The organism is Jannaschia faecimaris (assembly GCF_900107415.1).
Lineage (GTDB): Bacteria > Pseudomonadota > Alphaproteobacteria > Rhodobacterales > Rhodobacteraceae > Jannaschia > Jannaschia faecimaris.
Window position 1 is genome coordinate 410,531 of the sequence record NZ_FNPX01000001.1, and the last position, 22,737, is coordinate 433,267.

The following is a 22,737-nucleotide window of genomic DNA, read 5'->3' on the forward strand; positions in this document are numbered from 1 at the left end:
CGTCAGTCCCCCAGCCCCATCAGGCCGGCCAATCGTTCCGCCCGCGCCCAGTCGTCCGGCGTGTCCACGTCGATGCAGCGATCGTCGGGCAGGACGACCGCCGCCGCCCCGTCCCAGATCCGCGCTTCCGGGTCGGTCCAAGTCGCCGCGCGCGCCCAATAGAATTGCCCCGCGTCGAAAAAGGCCTCCTCCAGATCCTGCGATCGCTTGGGCATCTGCGCCGCGTCGAAGGCGGCCACGCGCGTCCCGTCCTGGCGGTAGGCACGCTGAATCGGGGTGCGATATTTGCCAAGGCTCAGTGCCCAAGTCGCGCCGCGGCCCAAGGCCGCGAAACCGGCCTTCAGGTCGTCGCCTGTCACGAAGAACGCCGTGGGATAGAGACAACAAACCGGAGTTGTTACGGGCAGACCCAGTCGCGTCACCGCGTCGCGGATCACCTCGGTCGTGCCAGCGTGGTCGTCCGACAGGTCGTCGGCGCGCAGGAATGGCACTTCTGCCCCGCAGGCCCGCGCTACCTTGGCGATCTCCGCGTCATCGGTGGTAACCACGATCCGGTCGAACAGGTTACTGTCTTGCGCCGCCGCGATGGGCCAGCCGATGGCGGGCCGACCGGCAAAGGGGCGGACGTTCTTGCGCGGAATGCGCTTGGAGCCGCCGCGCGCAGGCAGGATCAGGACGGGGCCTTCGGATGGGTCGCGCATTCGGTCTGGCCTCCCTGGCCGGGTCGGGACTTGACGTCAGGGCTACCTGCCCGGGGCCGTACCTCGCAAGGGGTGACCGTTCCTGTCTCCGTTTTCCAAGTACTCCGGGGAGCCGGCCCCGACCGACGGGGGCAGCGCCCCCCTAGCGCCCCAACCGCGCAAGCAATGCCTGCCGGCTGACGATACCGACGACGTGGCCGTTGCGTTCCACCGGGATCGGGCCGTCGCGCTTGGCGCAGAGCTGGATCAGGTCCTTTACCGGCATCGATGCGGGGATGCTGTCGCCCACGCCGACGCCTTCGACCATTGCGTCAGCCGCCGTCAGCACGCCCAGCGGATTCATATGGGCCACGAAGTCGGCGACATATTCGTTGACCGGGTTGTTGAAAATGTCGGCCGGGGTGCCGCATTGGATGATGCGCCCGCCTTCCATGATGGCGATCCGACCCCCCAGCTTGAACGCCTCGTCCAGATCGTGGCTGACGAAGACAATCGTGCGCTGCAACCTGTCCTGCAATTCCAGCAACTCGTCCTGCAACCGCGTGCGGATCAGCGGGTCGAGCGCCGAGAACGGCTCGTCCATCAGCAGGATCGGTGCGTCCGTCGCGAAGGCACGGGCCAGCCCCACACGCTGTTGCATCCCGCCCGACAGTTCTCCGACGCGCCGGTCGGCCCAGTCGGTCAGGCCGACCAGTTCCAGCTGACGATCCACAGCCTTGGTCCGTTCCGCCGCTGACACCCCGGCCAGTTCCAGCCCCAAGCCGACATTCTCGCGGACGCGCCGCCAGGGCAGAAGGCCGAACTGCTGGAAAACCATCGCGACCCGGCTTTGGCGCAGCCGCCGCAGATCGGCGGGCTTTGCATGGGTCACGCTGGCCATGTGGTCGCCGTTGTTGATCCGCACCTCGCCGCGTACGACCGGGTTCAAGCCGTTCACCGCCCGCAATAGGGTCGATTTGCCCGAGCCTGACAAGCCCATCAGAACCAGGATTTCGCCCTCCTCGACGGTGAGGGAGCAATCGTGGACGCCGAGCACCTGACCCGTAGCCTCCTGTACTTCGGGGCGGGATTTTCCTTCGTCCATCAGGGGCAGGGCGCTTTGGGGGTTTTCCCCGAAGACAATGGAGACCTTGTCGAACTCAACGGCGGGCTTGGTCATTCGGTGTCCTCGTTCGGCGCGTAGCGCAGCACGCCCGCGACGCGGGGGGTGCCGGTATCGCTGGGGTGGCTCTTACCATCCAGGACGTCGACGGAGGTCAGGAATGGAGTATGATTTTCCAGGCAAGCGAGGTTCACCCCATATTGCTCCGGGTTCGAGCGGCGTTGGTGGTGGGTGTAGATGCCGCATGTCTTGCAGAAGAAATGCTGCGCGGTGTGCGTGTTGAAAGTGTAGCGGGTCAGGTTGTCCTCACCCTGGCTGAACACGATGTCATCCAGCTGCGCCGAAACCGCGACACCCCCCCGCATCGTGCAATACGAACAGGTGCACCGGCGCGCCGTCGCCAGCCCGTCGGTCAGATGCACGGTGAAGCGGACCGCGCCGCAATGGCAGGCTCCGTCGGTTTTCATTTCCGCTCCATGCGCAGCATCCGGTCCAGCATGATGGCGACCACGACGATGATGAACCCACTTTCGAACCCCAGAGCCGTGTTGACCTGGTTAAGCGCACGTACCACCGGCACGCCCAGTCCATCGGCCCCCACAAGGGCGGCGATCACCACCATCGACAGCGACAGCATGATCGTCTGGTTCAACCCGGCCATGATCTGCGGCAGGGCATAGGGAAGTTCGACCTTCCACAAGGTCTGCGAATTGGTGGCCCCGAAGGCCTGCGCGGCCTCGGTCAGGCTTTTGGGGGTAGAGGAAATGCCCAGGTGCGTCAGCCGGATCGGCGCGGGCAGCACGAAGATCACCGTGGCGATCAGGCCGGGTACCATGCCGATACCGAAGAACACGATCGCGGGAATGAGGTAGACGAAGGTCGGCAATGTCTGCATCAAATCCAGCACCGGCCGCATCCAGGCGTAGAGCCGGGGCCGATGCGCCGCCGCGATGCCGATGGGCACGCCGATCGCCATGCAGACCACGCAGGCCGACAAGACCAGCGTCAGGCTTTCGGTCGTTTCTTCCCAATAGTCCTGATTGAGGATGAACAGAAATCCGAGGCCGATGAAAAGACAGAGTTTCCAGCTGCGATGCAGGGCCCATGTCAGGGCGATGAAGCCTGCGATGATGATGAGCGGGTGAAAGTCGGGATTGTAGAGATAGACTTCCTCGTTGCGGCCGACGTCGCGGATCCAGCCGGTGTTCGGCGGATCCTGCAATATGGCGAGGATGACGGAAATCATCGCTTCCATCACCAGGGCAAGTCCGTCGAAGAAGGGCTGACCAACATCCTGAAGCCAGTCGAAGCCCGAAGCAGCCCATTTGCCCAGCGGAATCTTGTTGTCGGTCAGCCAGTCCATGCCCGCCCCCCTTTATTTGGAAAGGAAGAGCCTTGGTCAAAGGCTCTTCCGGAGGTCTTCAGCGAAGACCAACGAGCATTACTGCAACGCGGCTTCGACAGCCGCCTTGGCATCGCCACCGTCCAGCGTGGTCACACCATCAAGCCAACCATCCAGCACGCTCATGTTGGCCTTCAGCCATGTTGCGGCGGCCTCTTCGGGGTCGGTGCCGTCGTTTAGGATCGCGCCCATGATCTCGTTCTCCATCGCCAGGCTGAACTCAAGATTGGCGAGCAGCGCGCCGACATTGGCGCATTCCTCGGCGTAGCCCGAGCGCGTGTTGGTATAGACTGTCGCACCGCCCAGGTTCGGGCCGAAGAAGTCATCGCCGCCCTCAAGATAACCCATGTCGAAGTTGGCGTTCATCGGGTGCGGCTCCCACCCCAGGAAGACGATCGGCTCGTCGCGCTTGGACAGGCGGTCCACCTGCGCCAGCATCCCCTGCTCGGATGATTCGACGACTTCGAAATCGCCCAGGTCGAAGGCATTGTCGTCGATCATCGACTGGATCAGGCGGTTCCCGTCGTTGCCCGGCTCGATCCCGAAGATCTTGGCGTCAAGCGCATCGGCGTGGGTGGCGATGTCGGCGAAGGTCGCAATTCCCAGGTCTTGCGCGGCCTTGTTGACGGCCAAGGTGTATTTCGCGCCTTCCAGGTTGGCGCGCAGGGTGTCGACGGTGCCCGCTTCGCGGTAGGGGGCGATGTCGGCTTCCATCGTCGGCATCCAGTTGCCAAGGAAGACGTCGATGTCGCCTTCGGCCATCGAGGTATAGGTGATCGGCACCGACAGGACCTTCACATCGGTGTCATAGCCCAGCGCAGACAGGATCGTGGTCGTGGCGGCCGTGGTCGCGGTGATGTCGGTCCAGCCCACGTCGGCGAAGGTCACTTCGCCACAGGCTGCGGCGTGGCCGTCGGCAAAGGCCGTTCCGGCCGTAAGGGCAAGGATCGAGGCGGCGGTCAGCGTACGGATCATAAGAGTCACTCCCAGATATTGACGTTTCAACGCTCAGGCGTTTTGTTGATTGACGAGTCAATTAAAACCCAAGGGCCGTCGTTATGCAACGGTCAGCCCGGAGAGAGTGTCGTGCCACGCATCGGAATGGAACCCCAACGTCGCGAAGCCCTTGTCCGCGCGACCATCGCGGAGATCGCAGTTTCGGGTGCCCGCGACATCACCGTCGCGCGGATCGCCAAGCGGGCGGGCATGTCGCCGGCATTGGCGCATCACTACTTTGGCTCCAAGGAACGGATGCTTCTGGCCGCGATGCGCCGCATCCTGTCGGACTTCGCCACCGAAGCGCGCAAGGCGGTCTCTGGGGCGGAATCACCGCATGCGCGACTGGAGGCCATTGTCCGCGCAAGTTTCGGCCCCGCAAACTTCGACGCCGAGGTCGTGGCGGCGTGGCTGAATTTCTATGTGCAAGCCCACCGCGATCCCGACGCGCGCCGCCTGCTGCACATCTATCACGCGCGATTGCGCTCCAATCTTGTGCATGCGCTGCGCCCGCTCACGTCCGACCCCGAAGGCCTGGCTGAAGGGATCGGTGCACTGATCGACGGGCTCTACATGCGCCAGGCGCTGCGTCGGACGGAACTGGCAACCGACATATCCGTCGGGCTGGTGCTCGACTACATCGAACGGGGGCTTGCCCGATGACCAATCCGAACATCCTGGTAATCATGGTGGATCAGTTGAACGGTACGCTGTTTCCCGACGGTCCCGCCGACTGGTTGCACGCGCCCAACCTCAAGGCGCTGGCGGCGAAGTCGCGCCGGTTCAGCAATTGCTATACCGCCAGCCCGCTGTGCGCGCCGGGCCGGGCCAGCTTCATGTCGGGCCTGCTGCCGTCACGCACACGCGTCTATGATAACGCGGCTGAATTCGCCTCCGACATCCCGACTTACGCCCATCACCTGCGCCGTGCAGGATGGCAGACCTGTCTGTCGGGCAAGATGCATTTCGTCGGTCCCGATCAAATGCACGGGTTCGAGGAGCGTCTGACCACCGACATCTACCCTGCCGACTTCGGCTGGACCCCGGATTACCGCAAACCGGGCGAGCGCATCGACTGGTGGTATCACAACATGGGGTCGGTCACCGGGTCCGGCGTGGCCGAGATCACCAACCAAATGGAATACGACGACGAGGTTTGCCACCACGCGAAAATGAAGCTCTACGATTATGCGCGCGGTCATGACCCGCGCCCGTGGTGCCTGACAGTCAGTTTTACGCATCCGCACGACCCTTACGTCGCGCGGCGCGAATTCTGGGATCTCTACGAAGATTGCGCACACCTGATGCCCGTCGTGGGCGAGATGGCTTACGAAGATCACGACCCGCATTCCCAGCGCCTTCTCGATGCCAATGACCGTGGCAACTTCGATGTGACCGAGGAAGATATCTGCCGGTCGCGCCGCGCCTATTTCGCCAATATCTCTTATTTAGACTCGAAAATCGGCGAGATCCTGAAAGTGCTCCACGACACCGGTCAGGAGGCTGTGATCCTGTTCGTGTCGGACCATGGCGATATGCTGGGGGAGCGGGGGCTTTGGTACAAGATGTCCTTCCTCGAAGGGTCCGCCCGCGTTCCGATGATGCTCGCCGCGCCGGGCATCGAGCCCGGCCTTGTCGAGACGCCGGTTTCGAACATAGACGTTTGCCCGACCCTGTGTGACTTGGCGGGCGTCGACATCACCGAGGTTGAACCCTGGACCACGGGGGAGAGCCTGCTGCCGCTGTGCCGTGGTGAGGCGCGCACCAGCCCCGTTGCGATGGAATATGCGGCGGAGGGGTCATACGCGCCGCTGGTGGCGTTGCGACAGGATCAATGGAAATACGCTCGCTGCGTGCTTGATCCCGAGCAGTTGTTCGATCTGGCCGCCGACCCGTATGAGTTAACCAACCTGGCGGATGATCCGGCCCATGCCGAAACCCTTGCCCGGTTTCGCGCAGAGGCCGACTCGCGTTGGGACCTGGCGCGCTTCGATGCCGAGGTGCGCGAGAGCCAGGCCCGCCGCTGGGTCGTCTATGAGGCACTGCGGAAGGGCGGATATTACCCGTGGGATTACCAGCCCCTGCGCGTCGCGTCCGAGCGGTACATGCGCAACCACATGGACCTGAACACCCTCGAAGAAAACCAACGCTTTCCGCAGGGCGAATGACCGGTAGAGGCCGCCCAAACCGCGCAAGAGATTTCAAGCAAAGAAGAAGGGTCGCGCGCCCTTCGGACAGGAGACAGACATGACCCGAACAAATGCCCAACCGACGGCCAGCCACTTTATCGACGGAGCCTATGTCGAGGATGATGCCGGCGTGCCCATCCCCGTGATCTATGCGGCTACCGGAGAGACCATCGCGACGGTCCATGCCGCGACGCATGCGATTGTGGAGCAGGCCATCGCATCCGCCGCGCGGGCCCAGGCCGCGTGGGCCGCCATGGAGCCGGTCGAGCGCGGGCGCGTGCTGCGCCGGGCCGCCGCGATCATGCGGGAAAGGAATCACGAATTGTCCGTGTTAGAGACTTTGGACACCGGAAAACCTCTGCAAGAGACACTTGTTGCCGATGCCACTTCGGGCGCGGATGCCCTTGAGTACTTCGGCGGGTTGGCGGCTGACATGACCGGACTGTCGATGCAGTTCGGTGGCGATTGGGCCTATACCGTGCGCAAGCCGCTGGGTGTCTGTGTCGGGATCGGGGCGTGGAATTACCCGACCCAGATCGCCTGTTGGAAAGGTGCACCCGCCTTGGCCACGGGCAACGCCATGGTCTTCAAGCCGTCGGAGTCCACGCCGCTCTGCGCTTTGAAGGTCGCCGAGATCCTCCATGAGGCGGGGCTGCCCGCGGGCCTGTTCAATGTGGTGCAGGGGCTTGGCGACGTGGGGGCCACGCTGACCGGGGATGCGCGTGTCTCCAAGGTCTCCCTGACCGGATCGGCCCCCACGGGGCGCAAGGTGGCGGCAGCGGCTTCGTCCACGATGAAGCACGTTACGATGGAACTGGGCGGAAAATCTCCGATCCTGGTGTTCGAGGATGCCGATATCGACGATGCGGTGTCCGGTGCTATCAACGGGAATTTCTATTCCTCCGGTCAGATCTGTTCGAACGGGACGCGGGTTTTTGTCCAGGAGGGTGTCGTTGAAGAGTTCCTGAAGCGCCTGAACGACCGGATCGCCACCGCGAAACTGGGCGATCCACTGGATGAAGAAACTAACTTCGGACCCATGACGACCTTGGCGCAGACGGACATCGTGCTGCGCCATCTGGACACCGCCCGAAGTGAAGGCGCGACCATCGCCATCGGTGGCACAAGGCTTGATCGTGAGGGGTTCTGGATCGAGCCGACCGTTCTGACAGGTCTGACGGATGACATGACCTGCGTGCGCGAGGAGATTTTCGGCCCGGTCATGTCCGTCCTGACGTTCAAGGACGAGGCGGAGGCCGTCGCCCGTGCCAACGCGACGGAATATGGTCTCTCTGCCGGGGTATTTACCCGCGATCTGGCCCGCGCCCACCGCGTTGCCACCGCTTTCGAGGCGGGAACCGTCTGGATCAACCAGTACAACCTGACCCCCGCGGGCATGCCCTTCGGTGGCAGCAAGGCGTCGGGCATCGGGCGGGAAAACGCGCGCATGGCGATGGATCATTACACCGAGGCGCAGACGATCTACGTCGGAATGTCCAAGGTCGAGGCTGCATTCTGATGACGACCACCATCGCAGACTACGTCATCGTCGGTGCTGGCAGCGCCGGGTGCGCGATTGCCTATCGACTGGCCGAGGCGGGGAAATCGGTCCTGGTGATCGAGTTCGGTGGATCCGATATTGGCCCGCTGATCCAGATGCCGGGCGCGCTGTCTTTTCCGATGAACATGTCCCGCTATGACTGGGGTTTCCGGTCGGAGCCCGAGCCGCATCTGGGTGGGCGTGTCTTGGCGACGCCGCGGGGCAAGGTCCTTGGCGGATCCAGCAGCATCAACGGCATGGTCTATGTGCGCGGGCACGCCATGGACTACGAACACTGGGAGAAGAGCGGGGCGGCGGGTTGGTCCTACGCTGACGTTCTTCCCTATTTCAAGCGGATGGAAACCTGGCATGACGGCGGGCACGGTGGTGATCCCGCCCGGCGGGGAACCGATGGGCCGCTGCATGTGTCCCGTGGGACGCGGCAAAACCCGCTGTATCAAGCCTTCGTCGATGCAGGCGCGCAGGCCGGCTACCAGGTCACCGACGATTATAATGGTCGGCAGCAGGAAGGTTTCGGCCCGATGGAGCAGACCGTATATCGCGGTCAGCGCTGGTCGGCGGCGAACGCCTACCTCAAGCCTGCAAAGGCTACAGGCCGGTGCGACGTGATCAAGGGTTTGGCCGAGAAGATTGAGTTCACGGATGGCCGCGCCACGGGCGTGCGGCTGGCGGGGGGGCAACTCGTCCAAGCGCGGGCCGAGGTTATCATCTCCGCGAGCTCCATTAACTCGCCAAAATTGCTCATGCATTCCGGAATCGGGCCGGGTAAACATCTGGCTGAGCATGGGATCGAGGTGCGGGCCGATCGCGCGGGGGTCGGGCAGAACCTGCAAGACCACTTGGAGATGTATATCCAGATGGCCGCAAGCCAGCCTATCACGCTGTTCAAGTACTGGAACCTGCTGGGCAAGGCCTATGTGGGCGCGCGCTGGCTGTTCACCAGGACGGGGCCGGGGGCCACGAACAACTTTGAGTCCGCGGCCTTTATTCGATCCGCCGCTGGCGTCCAATATCCTGATATACAGTATCATTTCCTACCTCTGGCCGTGCGTTATGACGGGCAGGTCGCAGCCGAAGGTCATGGGTTTCAGGCGCATGTCGGTCCGATGCGCTCGGCATCGCGCGGGACTATCACACTGCGATCCGGCGATCCGCTGGACGCCCCGAAGATCCGTTTCAATTACATGTCAGACCCCCAGGACTGGGAGGACTTCCGCACCTGCATCCGCCTCACGCGCGAGATTTTCGGGCAGGAAGCCTTTGCCCCGTTCCGCAAGAACGAGATTCAACCGGGTGCAGACGTGCAGACCGACGAGGAATTGGACGCGGCGATCATGGAACACGTCGAGTCCGCCTATCATCCTTGCGGGACCTGCAAGATGGGCGCGGTCGATGATCCCTTGTCGGTGGTCGACCCCCAGACCCGCGTGATCGGGGTGGAAGGGTTGCGCGTGGCAGACAGCTCGATCTTCCCGCGCATAACGAACGGCAATCTGAACGGGCCGTCGATCATGACCGGGGAGAAGGCCTCGGATCACATTCTAGGCCGCTCGCTGGCCCGGTCGAACGCGGATTACTGGATCAATCCGGACTGGGCGACTTCGCAGCGTTGAGGGCGCGGGACGGTGGATATGATCCACGCATGCTGTCGCAACGGTCGCGCCCGGAAAGTCACTGGTAATAGTAGATGTCATGGTCAAAGACGATCTCCCCGTCGACGATGCGAGCCATGAATGCGCACTGGTCCTCCAAACTGGAGAAATGCGCCCATACCTTCTGGGCAAACCGGTCGGGTGCCATAGCGAGAATCATGGGATTTATTTCATCCGCCTCAACGGGGTGGTCGATTGCTTCGGATGACGCGAACTTGGATTGGGCCTGCGGTTCAAGGGACAGAACCTGCATTGCGTAGGCGATGTACTCGACCCCGGCGATGCAATCCGTGAACGGGCAGGGCATGTTGATCGTCGCGGCATGGGCCAGTTCGTGCACCAGAATGCTCTGGAAATATGCGTCGCTGGTCAGATGGGCAAAGGCCCCGTCGGGCGGGGACAGATCCTGCAACAGGTGCGGCGACAGCACGGCGATGTCGCCCCTGATCCGATGATAGAGGCCCAGATGTCCCGGCCGCAGGGTCTCGACGATGTCGATGTGAACCGGGCTGGTGAAAGCGGGTATTCCGCAGTCTCTGAACAAGGCAGTCGCCTTCGATACGGCGCGGCAGGCCAGGTCGGCGTTGCGGTCCTGTTTATAGGCGACCGTTACGTCGGTGCCTTCGCACAGGCGTTCCTGAGCGTTCGCCGGGGACACAAGCAGAAGCAGGCACGCTGCGACGGCGGGAAAATTCGTTCCTTGCTGCTGCATTGATGCCATGGTGCCTACACTTTCGACCTTGATCAGAGTCTAAACCGTGCCGAACGGTCTCCGTGTTGACCAAAGTCAAGCATCGCCTGATCCGACAGTGACTGCGTATCCAAAGTCGGAATTGCACTGGCCCAAATGATCTGCTTCGCGGTGCCGGATGCCTGTGTGACTTGAGGTGCGGTGCGGAGGTTGCATTGCCCGCTACTGCAGCATGTCCTTCGAATTCGCCATCAGGTGGTGGAACTTCTCGCCTTGGATGGCGACATGGTCGCGCAGGGCAGCGGCGGCGCGGTCTGGGTCGCCGTCGACAAGTTCCTTCAAGATTTCGCGGTGTTCGCGCATCGATTGGTTCATTCGCCCGCGCAGGCGCAGCTGTAGCCGACGGAAGGGTTTGAGGCGGCGGTGCAGGCGCAGGGTCTCGGACTCGAGGAAGGCGTTCCCGGAGGCATGGTAGATCAGGTGGTGGAAGGTCTGATTTTCCCGATAGTAGAGATCGACGTTCCCCTGATCGAGGGCAGTCTGGGATTTTTCATTTGTAAGCTGAAGTTGGGCCAAGGTGTCGTCGGATATACGGAGCGCGGCCAGGCGACCGCATGTGGCCTCCAACTCGGCCATGACCTCGAACATCTCAAGCAGCTCGACCGGGCCGGGCTGACGCACGAAAGCGCCCCGCCGGGGCTCCTGCGTGACGAGACCCGAGGTCGCAAGCTTCTGGATGGCTTCACGCACGGGCGTCCGGGAAACGCCGAACCGCTTGGCCAGCGTTATCTCGTCCAGTCGCTCTCCGTTACATAATTGTCCCGTTAGAACAAGATGTTCCAGTTCATTCGCGATCTTGTCGGCGCTTCGGATACTCATCAAACGGACGATAGAGCACTATTCAAAAAACGCAAGAACGATTACCTTGTATACAAGATGCTTGACTTACTATGCAATCGAGATGAGTTTGGCACGACAGGGATGGAGACCTGACGAATTCGGGTTCAAAGGGAGGAACGAACAAGATGAAGAAGACATTGCTACAGACTGCCGCGATCCTGACGCTTGCCGCAGGGGCGGCGGGGGCCGAGGAACTGCGCTTGTCGCACCAGTGGTCGAATCAGGACATCCGCAACCAAGTCGCGCAAATGGTCGCCGATGAGGTTGCCGCCGCAGATGTCGACCTTGAAATTAAGATATTCGGCTCACAATCGCTGTTCAAAGCGCGCGAGCAATACACACCTCTGAGCCGCGGTCAGTTGGATATGACGGTCTTGCCCCTGTCCTATGCGGGGGGACAGCAGCCGGCGTACAACCTGACGCTGATGCCGGGTCTGGTGAAGAACCACGACCATGCCGCGCGCCTGAACGCCTCGCCTTTCATGGATGCCCTTGAAGAAAAGATGGCCGAGGATGACGTGATGGTCCTGGTGCATGGATACCTGGCTGGCGGATTCGCCGGGACCGAGGGCTGCATCACCAATCCAGAAGACGTGGCCGGATTGCAGACCCGCGCGGCGGGCAAGGCGTTCGAGCAGATGCTGGCCGGGGCCGGGGCCTCAATCGCTTCGATGGCGTCTTCGGAAATCTACAATGCGATGCAGACGGGAGTTCTGGATGCGGCGAACACCTCGTCCTCGTCGTTCGTGTCGTACCGCATCTATGAGCAGGTGGCTTGCTACACGCCCGCTGGCGACGTGGCCTTGTGGTTCATGTATCAGCCGATGCTGATGAACAAATCGACCTTCGAGGGTCTGAACGAGGCGCAGCAGGCCGCCTTGTTGGCAGGTGCCGAAAAGGCCCAGGCCTTTTACCTGGAAGAAGCCAAGAAGGAAGATGCCGCCTCGGTCGATGTGTTCCGCGAGGCCGGTGTGGAGATCGCTGAGATGACTCAGGCAGACTTCGATGCCTGGCGCGCGCTGGCGCAACAGACGTCCTACGCGAGCTTCGTCGAGGAGACGCCGGACGGGCAGGCCCTTCTGGACCTGGCGCTGGCGGTCGACTGATCGCACTTGGGGCGGCGCAGCGCGTCGGCCCACCCTTCCACTTCACGATGAGAGCGATCTGATGTCCGGACACCAGACAGCCGCCGAATTTCGCGCGGGCAACAACCCGTTCCTGAAAACAATCGGTGCCATATCGACGCTGGCCGGGTGGTGTTCCGCCACGATGATCGTCGCTGCGGTGGCGATCACCTGCCAGATGATTTTCGTGCGGTTCGTCCTGAACGCCTCCACCATCTGGCAGACGGAAATGGTCGTATATCTGGTGATCGCGGCGACGCTGGTCGGGCTGCCTTACGTGCAGCTCCTCCGGGGGCACGTAAACGTTGACCTGATCCCGCTGATGCTGCCTCCCCCGGTGCGGTTCCTGCTGTGCATCCTGACCCTTGTGATGTCGATCGCGATCTGCGCGGTGATGTTCTGGTATGGGTATGAATTCTGGCACTTCGCCTGGGAGCGGGGCTGGAAGTCGGACACGGTCTGGGGCGTCCGGCTTTGGATTCCTTACCTGGCGCTCCCGGTCGGGCTGGGTCTGCTGGTCCTGCAGTTGATCGCGGACCTCGTCGGCGTTCTGCTTGGAATCGATAAACCCTTCGGACTGGAGGACAACTGATGGATCCGCTTACTCTCAGTGGCCTCGTTGCGCTCTGTACCATTCTCGTCCTGTTTTCGGGGGTATCGGTCGCCATCGGCCTGCTGATCGTGTCGGCCGGGTTCCTGATCGTTTTCGACGGAGTTCGTTCGCTGGAACTGATGCCGGAAATCCTGTTTGGCAAACTGGATAACTTCGCCCTTCTGGCGATCCCGATGTTTATCATCATGGGCTCATCCATCGCCTCGACCCGGGCGGGGGCAGACCTTTACGAAGCGCTGGAGCGTTGGCTGACGCGGGTTCCGGGTGGCCTCGTGATTTCCAACCTCGGTGCGTGCGCCCTGTTCGCGGCGATGTCCGGCTCCAGCCCGGCCACCTGCGCCGCCATTGGTAAGATGGGCATTCCGGAAATGCGCAAGCGGGGCTATCCCGACGGGGTCGCCGCCGGGTCCATCGCGGCGGGTGGCACTCTTGGTATCCTTATCCCGCCATCGGTCACGATGATCGTCTATGGTATTGCCACCGAAAGTTCGATCGGGCGTCTTTTTCTGGCCGGCGTGTTTCCGGGCCTGCTGCTTGTGGGGCTGTTCATGGCTTGGTCGCTCTATTCCACGGCGCGGTCCGGCGACCGGAACCTTCTGAACGTCGGGACTTATACGTGGCGCGAGAAGTTCGAGATCCTGCCCCGTGTCCTTCCATTTCTGTTCATCATCCTAGGCGTGCTCTACGCCATGTACGGCGGTATCGCGACGCCCTCGGAGACGGCGGCTGTCGGCGCACTCCTGTGCCTGATTATTGCGATGGTGATCTACAAGCTTTGGAACCCTCGCGACCTCTGGGTCGTGCTGAAAGACAGCACGCGGGAGTCGGTGATGATCCTGTTCATCATCGCCGCGGCGGGCGTGTTCTCCTACATGCTTTCGAGCCTGTTCATCACGCAATCCATCGCCGAGTGGATCGGGACTCTGGACGTGAACCGGTGGTGGCTGATGGGGGCGATCAACGTGTTCCTGTTGATCGCGGGATTCTTCTTGCCGCCGGTCGCGGTGATCCTGATGGCGGCCCCGATCCTGTTGCCAGTAATCGTGACGGCGGGTTTCGACCCGATCTGGTTCGCGGTAATCCTCACGATCAACATGGAGATCGGTCTGATCTCGCCTCCGGTGGGCCTGAACCTTTATGTTATAAATGGTATCGCACCTGATATCCCGCTGAAGACAATCCTGATGGGGTCGCTCCCGTTCGTGGCCTGCATGGTTCTGGCCATTCTGCTGCTGTGCCTGTTCCCCGGCATCGCGACCTGGTTGCCGGACATGGTGATGGGACCCGCGATATGAGCTTGCTGGCGGACCTTCTGTCGACGGTGTTCGAAAGGTCGGCCCGACTCGCGCCGACCACGAAGTGGGACAGCCGGCCCATCGCGGACCTGGTATCGGAGTTGATCGGGGCCAATGGCGAGGTGCGGGGGATGACGCTGGCGCGGCAGATCCTGGACCGGTACGCGGTGATGGATCTGGACGAGAAACGCGCGTTCTTCACGCATCTGGCCACCGGGCTGGACATCGATGCGGACGCCGTGCGCGCAGCCTTGTCGGCCTACGAGGAGAAGCGTTCCCGTGCCAATTACCGCGCCTTCCTGGGGGCGGCAGAACCCGCGCGGCAGGAATTGATTCGCCGCCTGAACCAGGCACCAGGGGCCACCGGCAGCCTTGTCGAGATGCGCGCAGACCTTTTGCAGATGGCGCGAAATGATACGTCGTTGGCCGCGCTGGACGTGGATTTCCGGCACCTCTTCTCATCGTGGTTTAACCGGGGCTTCCTTGTCTTGCGACCGATCAATTGGGAAAGCCCCGCGCATATTCTGGAGAAGATCATCCAGTATGAAGCGGTTCATGCGATCGACAGCTGGGACGACCTGCGCCGCCGGATGCAGCCCAGCGACCGGCGCTGCTTTGCATTCTTTCACCCGGCGATGCCGGATGAGCCGCTGATCTTTGTGGAAGTGGCCCTGACGAAGGGCGTGCCGGGGTCGATCCAGAGTGTACTGGCTGACGGGCGCGAGGTGCTGGACGCGTCCGTGGCAGATACGGCGGTGTTCTACTCCATCTCCAACTGCCAGTCAGGGCTGGCCGGCATTTCATTCGGCAACTCCTTGATCAAGCAGGTGGTTGACGACCTTTCACGGGAATTGCCGGGGTTGAAGACATTCGTGACCCTGTCGCCGATTCCCGGTTTTGCCAAATGGCTGGCGGACGAGGGGCTGAAGGTGGATATGGGGGATGCGCGGTTGCTGCCGCTGGCCTCGCGGTACCTGTTGCAGGCAAAGCGGCCCGATGGCTTCCCGCTCGACCCCGTGGCGCGGTTCCATCTGGGCAACGGAGCCCGCGTCCACGCGCTGCACGCCGGGGCCGACACCTCCGCCAACGGGCAGTCGCAGTCGCTGGGGATGATGGTCAATTACCTCTACGACGTTTCTGCACTCGCACTGAACCACGAGCGCTTCACCGGAGCCAAAACGATTGCGGCTTCGTCTGAGGTCAAGTCCTTGGTCCGCGCGTCTGAAAAGAGCGACACTTAAGGAGCCCTTAGATGGCAAATCCTCTCTATGATACATTGTTCGGTCGCCATGCGGGGGCAACGACCCCGTTCCTGCATCTGCTGGACGGTACGACGATCACGCACGCGGAGTTCTTGGCGCGAAGTGCCCGGACCGCAAACACCTTGACGCAATTGGGGCTGAAGCCCGGCGACCGGCTGGCTGCTCAGATCGACAAGTCGCCCGATGCAGTGGCACTCTATGCGGCCTGCGTGCAGGCAGGGCTGGTGTTTCTGCCACTCAACACCGGCTACACGCCCGATGAGATCAGCTATTTCATCGAGAATTCAGGTGCAGCGCTTTTCGTCTGCCAAGATAAGCGGCGCGATGATCTGATGCCCGTAGCCAAGGCTGCTGGCGCAAGGTTGGAGACGTTGGACGAGGCGGGCGGCGGCAGCCTTGCCCGGCTGGCCGAGGGACAACCCGACAGTTTCAGGACGGTGGACCGGACGGGGGACGATCTGGCGGCCTTCTTGTATACATCCGGGACCACTGGGCGGTCCAAAGGGGCGATGCTGACGCAGGACAACCTGCTGTCGAACGCGCAGACCTTGGCCAAGCACTGGCGGTTCACCGCGGATGACGTGCTGCTGCATGCGCTTCCGATCTTTCACACGCACGGTCTGTTCGTGGCGATCAACGTCACGCTGGTGTCCGGGGGATCGATGATCTTCCTGCCGAAGTTTGATCTGGATGCGATGATCGAGAACATGCCGCGAGCGACCACGATGATGGGTGTTCCGACGTTCTACACGCGCCTTATGGAAGATCCGCGCTTCACTGACGACCTGACCCGGCATATGCGGCTGTTCATCTCGGGGAGCGCGCCGCTGCTGGCCGATACGCATGTCGCCTTCGAGGACCGAACGGGCCACCGCATCCTTGAACGCTACGGGATGACGGAAACCAACATGAACACCTCGAACCCCTATGACGGGGAGCGCCGCGCCGGGACGGTCGGGTTCCCCCTTCCGGGTGTCGAGCTCAAGATAACCGACCCCGCCACGGGCGATACCCTGCCAGACGGCAAGATCGGCCAGATCGAAGTGCGCGGGCCGAACGTGTTCAAGGGGTATTGGCAGATGCCCGAGAAGACGGCGGCCGAGTTGCGGGACGACGGCTTCTTCATCACCGGCGATTTGGGTCAGATCGATCGCGACGGCTACGTGTCCATCGTCGGGCGCGATAAGGACCTGATCATCTCGGGCGGGTACAATATCTATCCAAAGGAGATCGAGATGGTGATCGACGATCAACCGGGTGTTCAGGAAAGCGCAGTGATTGGTGTCCCACATGCCGATTTCGGCGAAACTGTTCTTGGCCTGATTGTCCCCGAGAAAGACGCGAACCCGGACATGGACGCGATCGCGGGTGTCCTTTCGACGTCGCTGGCACGCTTCAAGCAGCCGCGAAAGCTGATCGTGGTGACGGACTTGCCGCGCAACACCATGGGAAAGGTTCAGAAGAATGTGCTGCGCAAAGAATACGAGACAGCGTTCGCGGCGCAGTAAGTCGTATTCCCGCACGTTCCTTGCCCCGCGTCGGCGTGCCGAGAAAGCGGGGCGGTGAATGCTGGCTGACACTTCTGGATAGAGAAAACCCAGTCTTGCAATGGCAATTATCAATCGACACGGGGGCCGAAAGCGAAGGTAAGATTTACCGTTCCTCTTGCCTCTGCCATTAAACGGTGGTCCCTTCGCGCGCGTCAGCCCCGACAGAGGGCACCACCCACAGGAGAGACTCGATGCTTCGCACCACTGCAATTCTGACCATCGCCACGCTGGCGACCGGCGCATTCGCCGACGGACACAGCGAAACACTGCGCTGGGCGCGCGCGGGCGATAGCCTGACGCTGGACCCCCATGCCCAGAACGAGGGCCCGACGCACACCCTAGCCCACCAGATCTATGAGCCGCTGATCATCCGCGATCAGACCGGCGCGTTCGAGGCGGCGCTGGCCACCGAATGGGCCCCGTCCGAAACCGATCCGAACGTCTGGACGTTCAAGTTGCGGGAAGGCGTGACCTTCTCCGACGGCGCGGCATTCACCGCCGAGGACGTCGTGTTCAGCTTCACCCGTGCGAAGTCGGAAAACTCCGCGATGAAGGAGTTGCTCACCTCGATCAACGAAATCCGTGCAGTCGACGATTACACCGTGGAGTTCGTCACCGACGGACCGAACCCGATCCTGCCGTCGAACTTCACGAACCTGTTCATGATGGACAGCGGCTGGGCCGAGGCCAACGACGTCGTGGACGTGCAGAACATGGCCGACGGCGAGACGACCTTCGCCGCGACCAATGCTAACGGAACCGGCCCCTATTCCGTCGTCAGCCGAGAGCCGGACGTGAAGACCGTCCTGGAAGCGAACCCCGACTACTGGGGCGTAGGAGAGTTCCCGCTGGGCTATGGCCGGATCGAGTATACGCCGATCCAGAACGCCGCGACGCGGGTTGCGGCCCTTCTGTCGGGTGAGGTCGACTTCATCCAGGACGTGCCGGTGCAGGACCTGGGCCGCGTTGCCGAGACCGAGGGCCTGGTCGTCAAGAGCGCGCCGCAGAACCGCGTGATCTTCCTGGGCATGAACATGGGTGCCGACGATCTGGAGCGCGACAACGTGGACGGGGCGAACCCGTTTGCAGACGTCAATGTGCGCCGCGCGATGAACATGGCGATCAACCGCGATGCCATTCGCCAGGTCGTGATGCGCGGCCAGTCGCAGCCCGCAGGCATGATCGCACCGCCCTTCGTCAACGGCTGGACCGCTGAACTGGACGCGGTGCAGGACGCCGACATCGAGGCCGCCAAGGCGCTGCTGGCGGAAGCCGGGTATGCCGACGGGTTCACGGTGCAGATGGATTGCCCGAACGATCGCTACGTCAACGACGAGGCGATCTGTCAGGCGGTCGCGGGGATGCTGGGCCAGATCGGCATCACCATCAACCTGAACGCGCAGTCAAAGGCGCTGCACTTCCCGCTGATCCAGAACGCTACGACCGATCTTTACATGCTGGGTTGGGGCGTTCCGACCTATGACAGCGAATACATCTTCAACTTCCTGGTGCACACCAAGGACGGAGAGCGCGGTTCGTGGAACCCGACCGGGTTCTCGGATGCGGACGTGGACGCCAAGATCAAGAGCCTGGCCTCCGAGACCGACCTGGACGCGCGCAACGCGACCATCGCCGAGATCTGGGAAGTCGTGCAGGACCAGCAGCTTTACCTGCCGCTCCACCACCAGGTCCTGAACTGGGGTATGACCGACGCCGTCGGCACCGAGGTGTCGCCGGAGGATGACCCGAAGTTCAAGCACTTCGAGGCCAACTGATCGGTGTGGAAAACGGTCAAGGGGTGCCACATGCGTCCCTTGATGAATCTGACACCTGCCGGTGCAAGACCGCTCCCGATCAGGTTGAACAGATGACTACGCTCTCGCAGATACCTGCGAGAGCGTTTTCCATTTGCCCGTAGGCCATCGGCGATCCCGACCTACGTTCTCGGGTCGGCAGGGCCGGAAACGCCATAGATGCGGTTGCCTGGCTCTGGCCCAACCACTGCGGTCACAGGAAAATGCGCCAGAGCTTGCCGGGGACTGCATGATCCATTTTCGGGCAATGCGTTTCCAGTGCGCGACACTTCGTCTCCGGGGCTTCAGTCAGAAAGCCGCAACGCGCGACAGTTACATCAAGATCAGTTGCGAACGATGACTGCCAGAACCCTGTCGATGAATCGTCGGAGTGGGGACAGAAGTGCGCTGGATGTGACGACCACCTTTCGCAGCCCGGTTTTTGATCCGCCTGGACGAAGATATTCAGCCGATCGTGCCGGAACATCGGTCACTTGGCATTGGATCGGATAACGGCGGTGACGTTGAGGGATCGCTTTCGGTGGCGCACGCGCGCTCGGCCAGACCTGGCCGACGGTGAGCCGACAGGTTGCCGCGCTTGAGTATGATTTGAATGTCTCCCTGTTCGAGCGCACCGGACTGTCTGTCCCTCAGACGCAACCGGGAATCGAATGGCTTGAATATATCCGATCCATGGTGAGCGGCGCGAATATGGCTTCGCTCGCCGCTTTGGGTCGGTGCCAATCGATCGAAGGCCATGCACTCCCCCCCCGACCAACCAAGCTGTCTGACGAGGCGTGTGCGTGACGAAGTAATGCGGTTCTACGCCTGCCGGGCTTACCTTGATGTCCGTGGTCGGCTGAAGGCGGATAGATTGTCTCAACATCAGATTATCAACTTCGTTGGGGTCGACCGGATCTTGGGATACTTGCTCCCCGTCGGGCTGAACTTGACCAAGTTCAATCTTCGTCTGAGGTCGTCGTCCCAAGTCGTGGCTTGGGGGTTGGCGCGCAGCGGGCTGGGCATGATGATCATGCCCGATCGGATTACGACTAAATTCCCCGAGTTCGTGCCTGTTCTGAGCGAAATAGAGCCGTTCCGTATCCCAACCTGGCTGGTTGCAAACAGCGAACTGCGAACGGGCAGTCGCATCTGGCCGGTGTTCGATCATCTGGCATACGGCCTTTCACCAATGGGCCCACGTGAGATGTCTGCGCCTTAGGCATTGATGGGCTTCCTGGTGGCTTGGCCCCGGCGCGGGGCTGTTTTTTGTTTGCGCCGGCGGCGGCGGGGGGCGATCGTTGGGCATGACAAACCAGCGTATCCTTCTGGCCGGGGTGACTGGCACCATCGGGCGCGCCGTGGCGCATGACCTTGCGCGCGGGGGGCACGATGTGACCTGCCTTGTCCGACCGGGCAGCCAGACTGCCGACCTGCCCGCGGGCGTCACGGTGCACGCGGGTGAGCCGGGGACGGTGCCCGGGCTGAACTTCGACGCTGTCGTATCCTGCATCGCCTCGCGCAGCGGCGTGGCGGAAGATGCCTGGGCCGTGGATCACCGCGCAAACGGCGCGCTTCTGTCTGCGGCAAAGGCATCGGGAGCGGGGCGGTTCGTGCTTGTATCGGCGATTTGCCTACAGAAGCCGGAACTGGCGTTTCAACATGCCAAGTTGGCGTTCGAGGGGGAGTTGAGGGCCAGCGGGTTGGATTGGACAATCGTGCGGCCGACGGCATTCTTCAAATCCCTTTCGGGACAGGTGGCGCGCGTGCAGGCGGGCAAGCCCTTCCTGGTGTTCGGGGATGGAGCGGCGACCGCTTGCAAACCGATCAGCGATCGAGATTTGGCGGCTTTCGTCGGCGATGCTCTGTTCGATCCGGCGGCGCGGAACACCGTATTGCCTGTCGGTGGGCCGGGGCCCGCGATCACGCCTGCGGATCAGGCCCTGCTTTTGGCGGATCTTCTGAGGCGGCCCGTCCCGATCAGGCGGGTTCCGCCCTGGTTCATGGATCGGATCGTCGGGGCCCTGACACTTGCGGCGAAGATCTTGCCGTCGCTGGGGGCCAAGGCGGAACTGGCGCGAATCGGGCGGTATTATTCGCGCGAATCTATGCTGCTGCTGGACCAAAAGACTGGCGAATACGATGCACAGGCAACGCCGGAATATGGTGCAGACACGCTGCGCGAGCATTACGCGGCCCTGATTTCGGGCGAGGTCGCCCACGATGCGGGCAGTCAGCAAGTTTTCAAGCCAGCCAAGGCCGGAACCGGCGGGAGTAGCCACGCCCCTTGACCCCGTGGGTGCCTGCGTCATTCTGCCCGACGCAACCACTCCGGGGAGAAACCGATGAGACCATTACTGACTGCTGCTATTCTGATGGCGGCGCTGCCGGCCGCCGCGAAAGAGCTGCGCTACGCGACGACGTCCGACCCCAACACGCTGGACCCGAACGCCGGCAACTCCGCCCCCGTCTTCAGCCTGTTGAACAACGTCTACGAAGGGCTGGTCCGTCGCGGCCGGGACATGTCTCTGGAGCCCGCGCTGGCCACCGGTTGGGAGCCGATTGGCGCGGGCGAAGGTTGGCGTTTCACCCTGCGCGAAGGCGTGAAATTCCATGGAGGCGAGGACTTTAGCGCCGAAGACGTCCTGTTCAGTTATGAGCGCGCGTCCTCGGCGGAGTCCGACACGTCAAGCTGGTTCGCGGGTGTCGAGAAGGTCGAGATCGTAGATGAGACGACAGTCGATTTCTACACTGCCGCGCCGAATCCGATCTTCCCGGACAGCATTGCAAACTGGATGATGATGGACAGCGGCTGGGCCGAAGCGAACGACGCGACCCGCCCGAATATCGAGCAGGGCAACTTCGCCACGCTGAATACCAACGGCACCGGACCCTACATGGTCACAGAGCGCCAGCCGGGCCTGAAGACCGTTCTGACGGCTTTTGACGGCTGGTGGGACGATGATCGCGGAAACGTGACCTCGGTGACCTACACCCCGGTCCAGAACTCCGCGACCGCCGTGGCCGCGCTTCTGTCCGGCGAATTGGACCTGATCGAGCCGGTACCGTTGCAGGACGCCGACCGCGTGGAACAGGCCGAGGGTGTCGACGTGATCCGCGGGATCGAGGCGCGCGTCATCATGCTGGGGTTCCCGCATGATGCCGACAGCCTGATCGCCGGCGGCGAAGGCAATCCGTTCGCCGACCCCAAGGTCCGTCAGGCGGTGGCCAAGGCCATCAACATCCCGGCGATCCTTCAAACCGTGATGCGCGGATCGGCCGAACAGGCGACGCAGCTTATCGGACCAGGCCTGCGCGGCTATTCCGATGCAGTCGAGCCGAAAGCCTATGACCCCGAAGCGGCCAAGGCGCTGCTAGCCGAGGCCGGCTACCCCGACGGGTTCCGGTTCTCGCTGAAGTGCCCGAACGATCGGTACCTGAACGACGAGGCGGTCTGCACTGCGATCAACACGATGCTCGCCCAAGTCGGGCTTGAACCGCTGTTCGAGACGATGCCGGTTGCCAACTACTGGCCCACCCTGCGGGCCGACGACCACGACATGTACCTGCTGGGATGGTCGCCGGGCACCTTCGACGCGGAGCATCCGATCCGGTTCCTCCTGGCGACTCCCAATGACGAGAAGAAGCTGGGATCCTGGAACTTCGGTGGATATTCGAACGCACGTGTCGACGCGTTGTTGCCGATGATTCAGGGCGAGATCGACGAGGCCAAGCGTCAGGCGATGATTGATGAACTGGTGCAGATCACGTCGGATGAGGTGGCCTATGTGCCGCTCTATATCCAGCCTCTGGTCTGGGGTGTGAAGGCGGGAACGGAAGTCGTTCAGCGGCCTGACAACTTCCTGATCCTGCGCTGGATCGAAATGCCTGCATGATCGAAAACCC

Annotated in this window: 21 protein-coding genes; 14 read left to right on the top strand and 7 right to left on the bottom strand. The window is 62.3% G+C overall.

What is annotated here, in order from left to right:
- Window positions 1–2 precede the first annotated feature (2 nt).
- From pseF to BLV27_RS02020, 5 genes are all read right to left on the bottom strand, one after another.
- On the bottom strand, window positions 3–701 hold the full coding sequence (gene pseF / locus BLV27_RS02000) for a pseudaminic acid cytidylyltransferase (RefSeq protein ID WP_092641508.1): 699 nt from the start codon (window positions 699–701) through the stop codon (window positions 3–5).
- Between the two features lie 142 nt (window positions 702–843).
- Window positions 844–1,860, bottom strand: a complete 1,017-nt coding sequence (gene choV / locus BLV27_RS02005; RefSeq protein WP_092641511.1) for a choline ABC transporter ATP-binding protein — start codon at window positions 1,858–1,860, stop codon at window positions 844–846.
- Window positions 1,857–2,270 (bottom strand): GFA family protein, encoded by a 414-nt coding sequence (locus tag BLV27_RS02010; RefSeq protein WP_092641514.1) that lies wholly within the window; start codon window positions 2,268–2,270, stop codon window positions 1,857–1,859. The genes choV and BLV27_RS02010 overlap by 4 nt, the downstream gene beginning before the upstream one ends.
- Window positions 2,267–3,166, bottom strand: a complete 900-nt coding sequence (gene choW / locus BLV27_RS02015; protein ID WP_092641518.1) for a choline ABC transporter permease subunit — start codon at window positions 3,164–3,166, stop codon at window positions 2,267–2,269. Before choW ends, BLV27_RS02010 begins: the two co-directional genes overlap by 4 nt.
- Before the next feature lie 78 nt (window positions 3,167–3,244).
- The gene (locus BLV27_RS02020) at window positions 3,245–4,180 is read right to left on the bottom strand and encodes a choline ABC transporter substrate-binding protein (RefSeq protein ID WP_170831320.1); all 936 of its coding nucleotides are present in this window, start codon (window positions 4,178–4,180) and stop codon (window positions 3,245–3,247) included.
- Window positions 4,181–4,291: 111 nt separating this feature from the next.
- On the opposite strand from BLV27_RS02020, the gene betI reads away from it, so the two are divergent.
- From betI to betA, 4 genes are all read left to right on the top strand, one after another.
- Entirely contained in the window at window positions 4,292–4,864 is a 573-nt protein-coding gene (betI, locus tag BLV27_RS02025; protein WP_092641522.1) for a choline-binding transcriptional repressor BetI, read from the top strand.
- The gene (gene betC / locus BLV27_RS02030) at window positions 4,861–6,369 is read left to right on the top strand and encodes a choline-sulfatase (RefSeq protein WP_092641525.1); all 1,509 of its coding nucleotides are present in this window, start codon (window positions 4,861–4,863) and stop codon (window positions 6,367–6,369) included. Before betI ends, betC begins: the two co-directional genes overlap by 4 nt.
- Before the next feature lie 79 nt (window positions 6,370–6,448).
- A complete protein-coding gene (betB, locus tag BLV27_RS02035; RefSeq protein ID WP_092641528.1) occupies window positions 6,449–7,909 on the top strand; it encodes a betaine-aldehyde dehydrogenase in 1,461 nt (486 codons plus the stop codon).
- Complete coding sequence (gene betA, locus BLV27_RS02040; protein ID WP_092641531.1) at window positions 7,909–9,564, top strand: choline dehydrogenase; 1,656 nt, start codon at window positions 7,909–7,911, stop codon at window positions 9,562–9,564. Before betB ends, betA begins: the two co-directional genes overlap by 1 nt.
- Window positions 9,565–9,622: 58 nt before the next feature.
- Here the strand turns inward: betA and BLV27_RS02045 are convergent, their stop codons facing one another.
- On the bottom strand, window positions 9,623–10,324 hold the full coding sequence (locus BLV27_RS02045) for a DUF6639 family protein (RefSeq protein ID WP_092641534.1): 702 nt from the start codon (window positions 10,322–10,324) through the stop codon (window positions 9,623–9,625).
- Window positions 10,325–10,516: 192 nt separating this feature from the next.
- Window positions 10,517–11,173: a GntR family transcriptional regulator gene (locus tag BLV27_RS02050; RefSeq protein WP_092641537.1), complete on the bottom strand. Its 657-nt coding sequence runs from the start codon at window positions 11,171–11,173 to the stop codon at window positions 10,517–10,519.
- Window positions 11,174–11,319: 146 nt separating this feature from the next.
- Between BLV27_RS02050 and dctP the strand changes: the two genes are divergently transcribed.
- The 10 genes from dctP to BLV27_RS02100 all read left to right on the top strand — a co-directional run bounded on the left by dctP (window position 11,320) and on the right by BLV27_RS02100 (window position 22,727).
- Window positions 11,320–12,300, top strand: a complete 981-nt coding sequence (dctP, locus tag BLV27_RS02055; RefSeq protein WP_092641540.1) for a TRAP transporter substrate-binding protein DctP — start codon at window positions 11,320–11,322, stop codon at window positions 12,298–12,300.
- A 61-nt stretch (window positions 12,301–12,361) separates the two neighbouring features.
- Entirely contained in the window at window positions 12,362–12,910 is a 549-nt protein-coding gene (locus tag BLV27_RS02060) for a TRAP transporter small permease (RefSeq protein ID WP_092641543.1), read from the top strand.
- Complete coding sequence (locus BLV27_RS02065; RefSeq protein ID WP_092641546.1) at window positions 12,910–14,226, top strand: TRAP transporter large permease; 1,317 nt, start codon at window positions 12,910–12,912, stop codon at window positions 14,224–14,226. The genes BLV27_RS02060 and BLV27_RS02065 overlap by 1 nt, the downstream gene beginning before the upstream one ends.
- A complete protein-coding gene (locus BLV27_RS02070; RefSeq protein WP_092641549.1) occupies window positions 14,223–15,467 on the top strand; it encodes a malonyl-CoA decarboxylase in 1,245 nt (414 codons plus the stop codon). Before BLV27_RS02065 ends, BLV27_RS02070 begins: the two co-directional genes overlap by 4 nt.
- An 11-nt stretch (window positions 15,468–15,478) precedes the next feature.
- Window positions 15,479–16,996 (top strand): malonate--CoA ligase, encoded by a 1,518-nt coding sequence (locus BLV27_RS02075; RefSeq protein ID WP_092641552.1) that lies wholly within the window; start codon window positions 15,479–15,481, stop codon window positions 16,994–16,996.
- 233 nt (window positions 16,997–17,229) lie between these two features.
- On the top strand, window positions 17,230–18,813 hold the full coding sequence (locus tag BLV27_RS02080) for an ABC transporter substrate-binding protein (RefSeq protein ID WP_092641554.1): 1,584 nt from the start codon (window positions 17,230–17,232) through the stop codon (window positions 18,811–18,813).
- Window positions 18,814–19,362: 549 nt separating this feature from the next.
- Complete coding sequence (locus BLV27_RS20160; protein ID WP_092641557.1) at window positions 19,363–19,638, top strand: LysR family transcriptional regulator; 276 nt, start codon at window positions 19,363–19,365, stop codon at window positions 19,636–19,638.
- Between the two features lie 142 nt (window positions 19,639–19,780).
- Window positions 19,781–20,053 (top strand): hypothetical protein, encoded by a 273-nt coding sequence (locus tag BLV27_RS19260; protein WP_170831322.1) that lies wholly within the window; start codon window positions 19,781–19,783, stop codon window positions 20,051–20,053.
- A gap of 85 nt (window positions 20,054–20,138) precedes the next feature.
- On the top strand, window positions 20,139–21,122 hold the full coding sequence (locus BLV27_RS02095; protein ID WP_092641563.1) for an NAD(P)H-binding protein: 984 nt from the start codon (window positions 20,139–20,141) through the stop codon (window positions 21,120–21,122).
- A gap of 54 nt (window positions 21,123–21,176) precedes the next feature.
- Window positions 21,177–22,727: an ABC transporter substrate-binding protein gene (locus BLV27_RS02100; protein ID WP_092641566.1), complete on the top strand. Its 1,551-nt coding sequence runs from the start codon at window positions 21,177–21,179 to the stop codon at window positions 22,725–22,727.
- Window positions 22,728–22,737: the final 10 nt, after the last annotated feature.

Coding starts and splice junctions, on each gene's coding strand:
- BLV27_RS02045 (WP_092641534.1), bottom strand. CDS start 10,324: ATGGCATCAATGCAGCAGCAAGGAACGAATTTTCCCGCCGTCGCAGCG.
- choW (WP_092641518.1), bottom strand. CDS start 3,166: ATGGACTGGCTGACCGACAACAAGATTCCGCTGGGCAAATGGGCTGCT.
- dctP (WP_092641540.1), top strand. CDS start 11,320: ATGAAGAAGACATTGCTACAGACTGCCGCGATCCTGACGCTTGCCGCA.
- BLV27_RS02100 (WP_092641566.1), top strand. CDS start 21,177: ATGAGACCATTACTGACTGCTGCTATTCTGATGGCGGCGCTGCCGGCC.
- BLV27_RS02075 (WP_092641552.1), top strand. CDS start 15,479: ATGGCAAATCCTCTCTATGATACATTGTTCGGTCGCCATGCGGGGGCA.
- choV (WP_092641511.1), bottom strand. CDS start 1,860: ATGACCAAGCCCGCCGTTGAGTTCGACAAGGTCTCCATTGTCTTCGGG.
- BLV27_RS02065 (WP_092641546.1), top strand. CDS start 12,910: ATGGATCCGCTTACTCTCAGTGGCCTCGTTGCGCTCTGTACCATTCTC.
- BLV27_RS02020 (WP_170831320.1), bottom strand. CDS start 4,180: ATGATCCGTACGCTGACCGCCGCCTCGATCCTTGCCCTTACGGCCGGA.
- BLV27_RS02050 (WP_092641537.1), bottom strand. CDS start 11,173: ATGAGTATCCGAAGCGCCGACAAGATCGCGAATGAACTGGAACATCTT.
- BLV27_RS02010 (WP_092641514.1), bottom strand. CDS start 2,270: ATGAAAACCGACGGAGCCTGCCATTGCGGCGCGGTCCGCTTCACCGTG.
- pseF (WP_092641508.1), bottom strand. CDS start 701: ATGCGCGACCCATCCGAAGGCCCCGTCCTGATCCTGCCTGCGCGCGGC.
- betB (WP_092641528.1), top strand. CDS start 6,449: ATGACCCGAACAAATGCCCAACCGACGGCCAGCCACTTTATCGACGGA.
- BLV27_RS02095 (WP_092641563.1), top strand. CDS start 20,139: ATGACAAACCAGCGTATCCTTCTGGCCGGGGTGACTGGCACCATCGGG.
- BLV27_RS02060 (WP_092641543.1), top strand. CDS start 12,362: ATGTCCGGACACCAGACAGCCGCCGAATTTCGCGCGGGCAACAACCCG.
- betA (WP_092641531.1), top strand. CDS start 7,909: ATGACGACCACCATCGCAGACTACGTCATCGTCGGTGCTGGCAGCGCC.
- betC (WP_092641525.1), top strand. CDS start 4,861: ATGACCAATCCGAACATCCTGGTAATCATGGTGGATCAGTTGAACGGT.
- BLV27_RS02080 (WP_092641554.1), top strand. CDS start 17,230: ATGCTTCGCACCACTGCAATTCTGACCATCGCCACGCTGGCGACCGGC.
- BLV27_RS02070 (WP_092641549.1), top strand. CDS start 14,223: ATGAGCTTGCTGGCGGACCTTCTGTCGACGGTGTTCGAAAGGTCGGCC.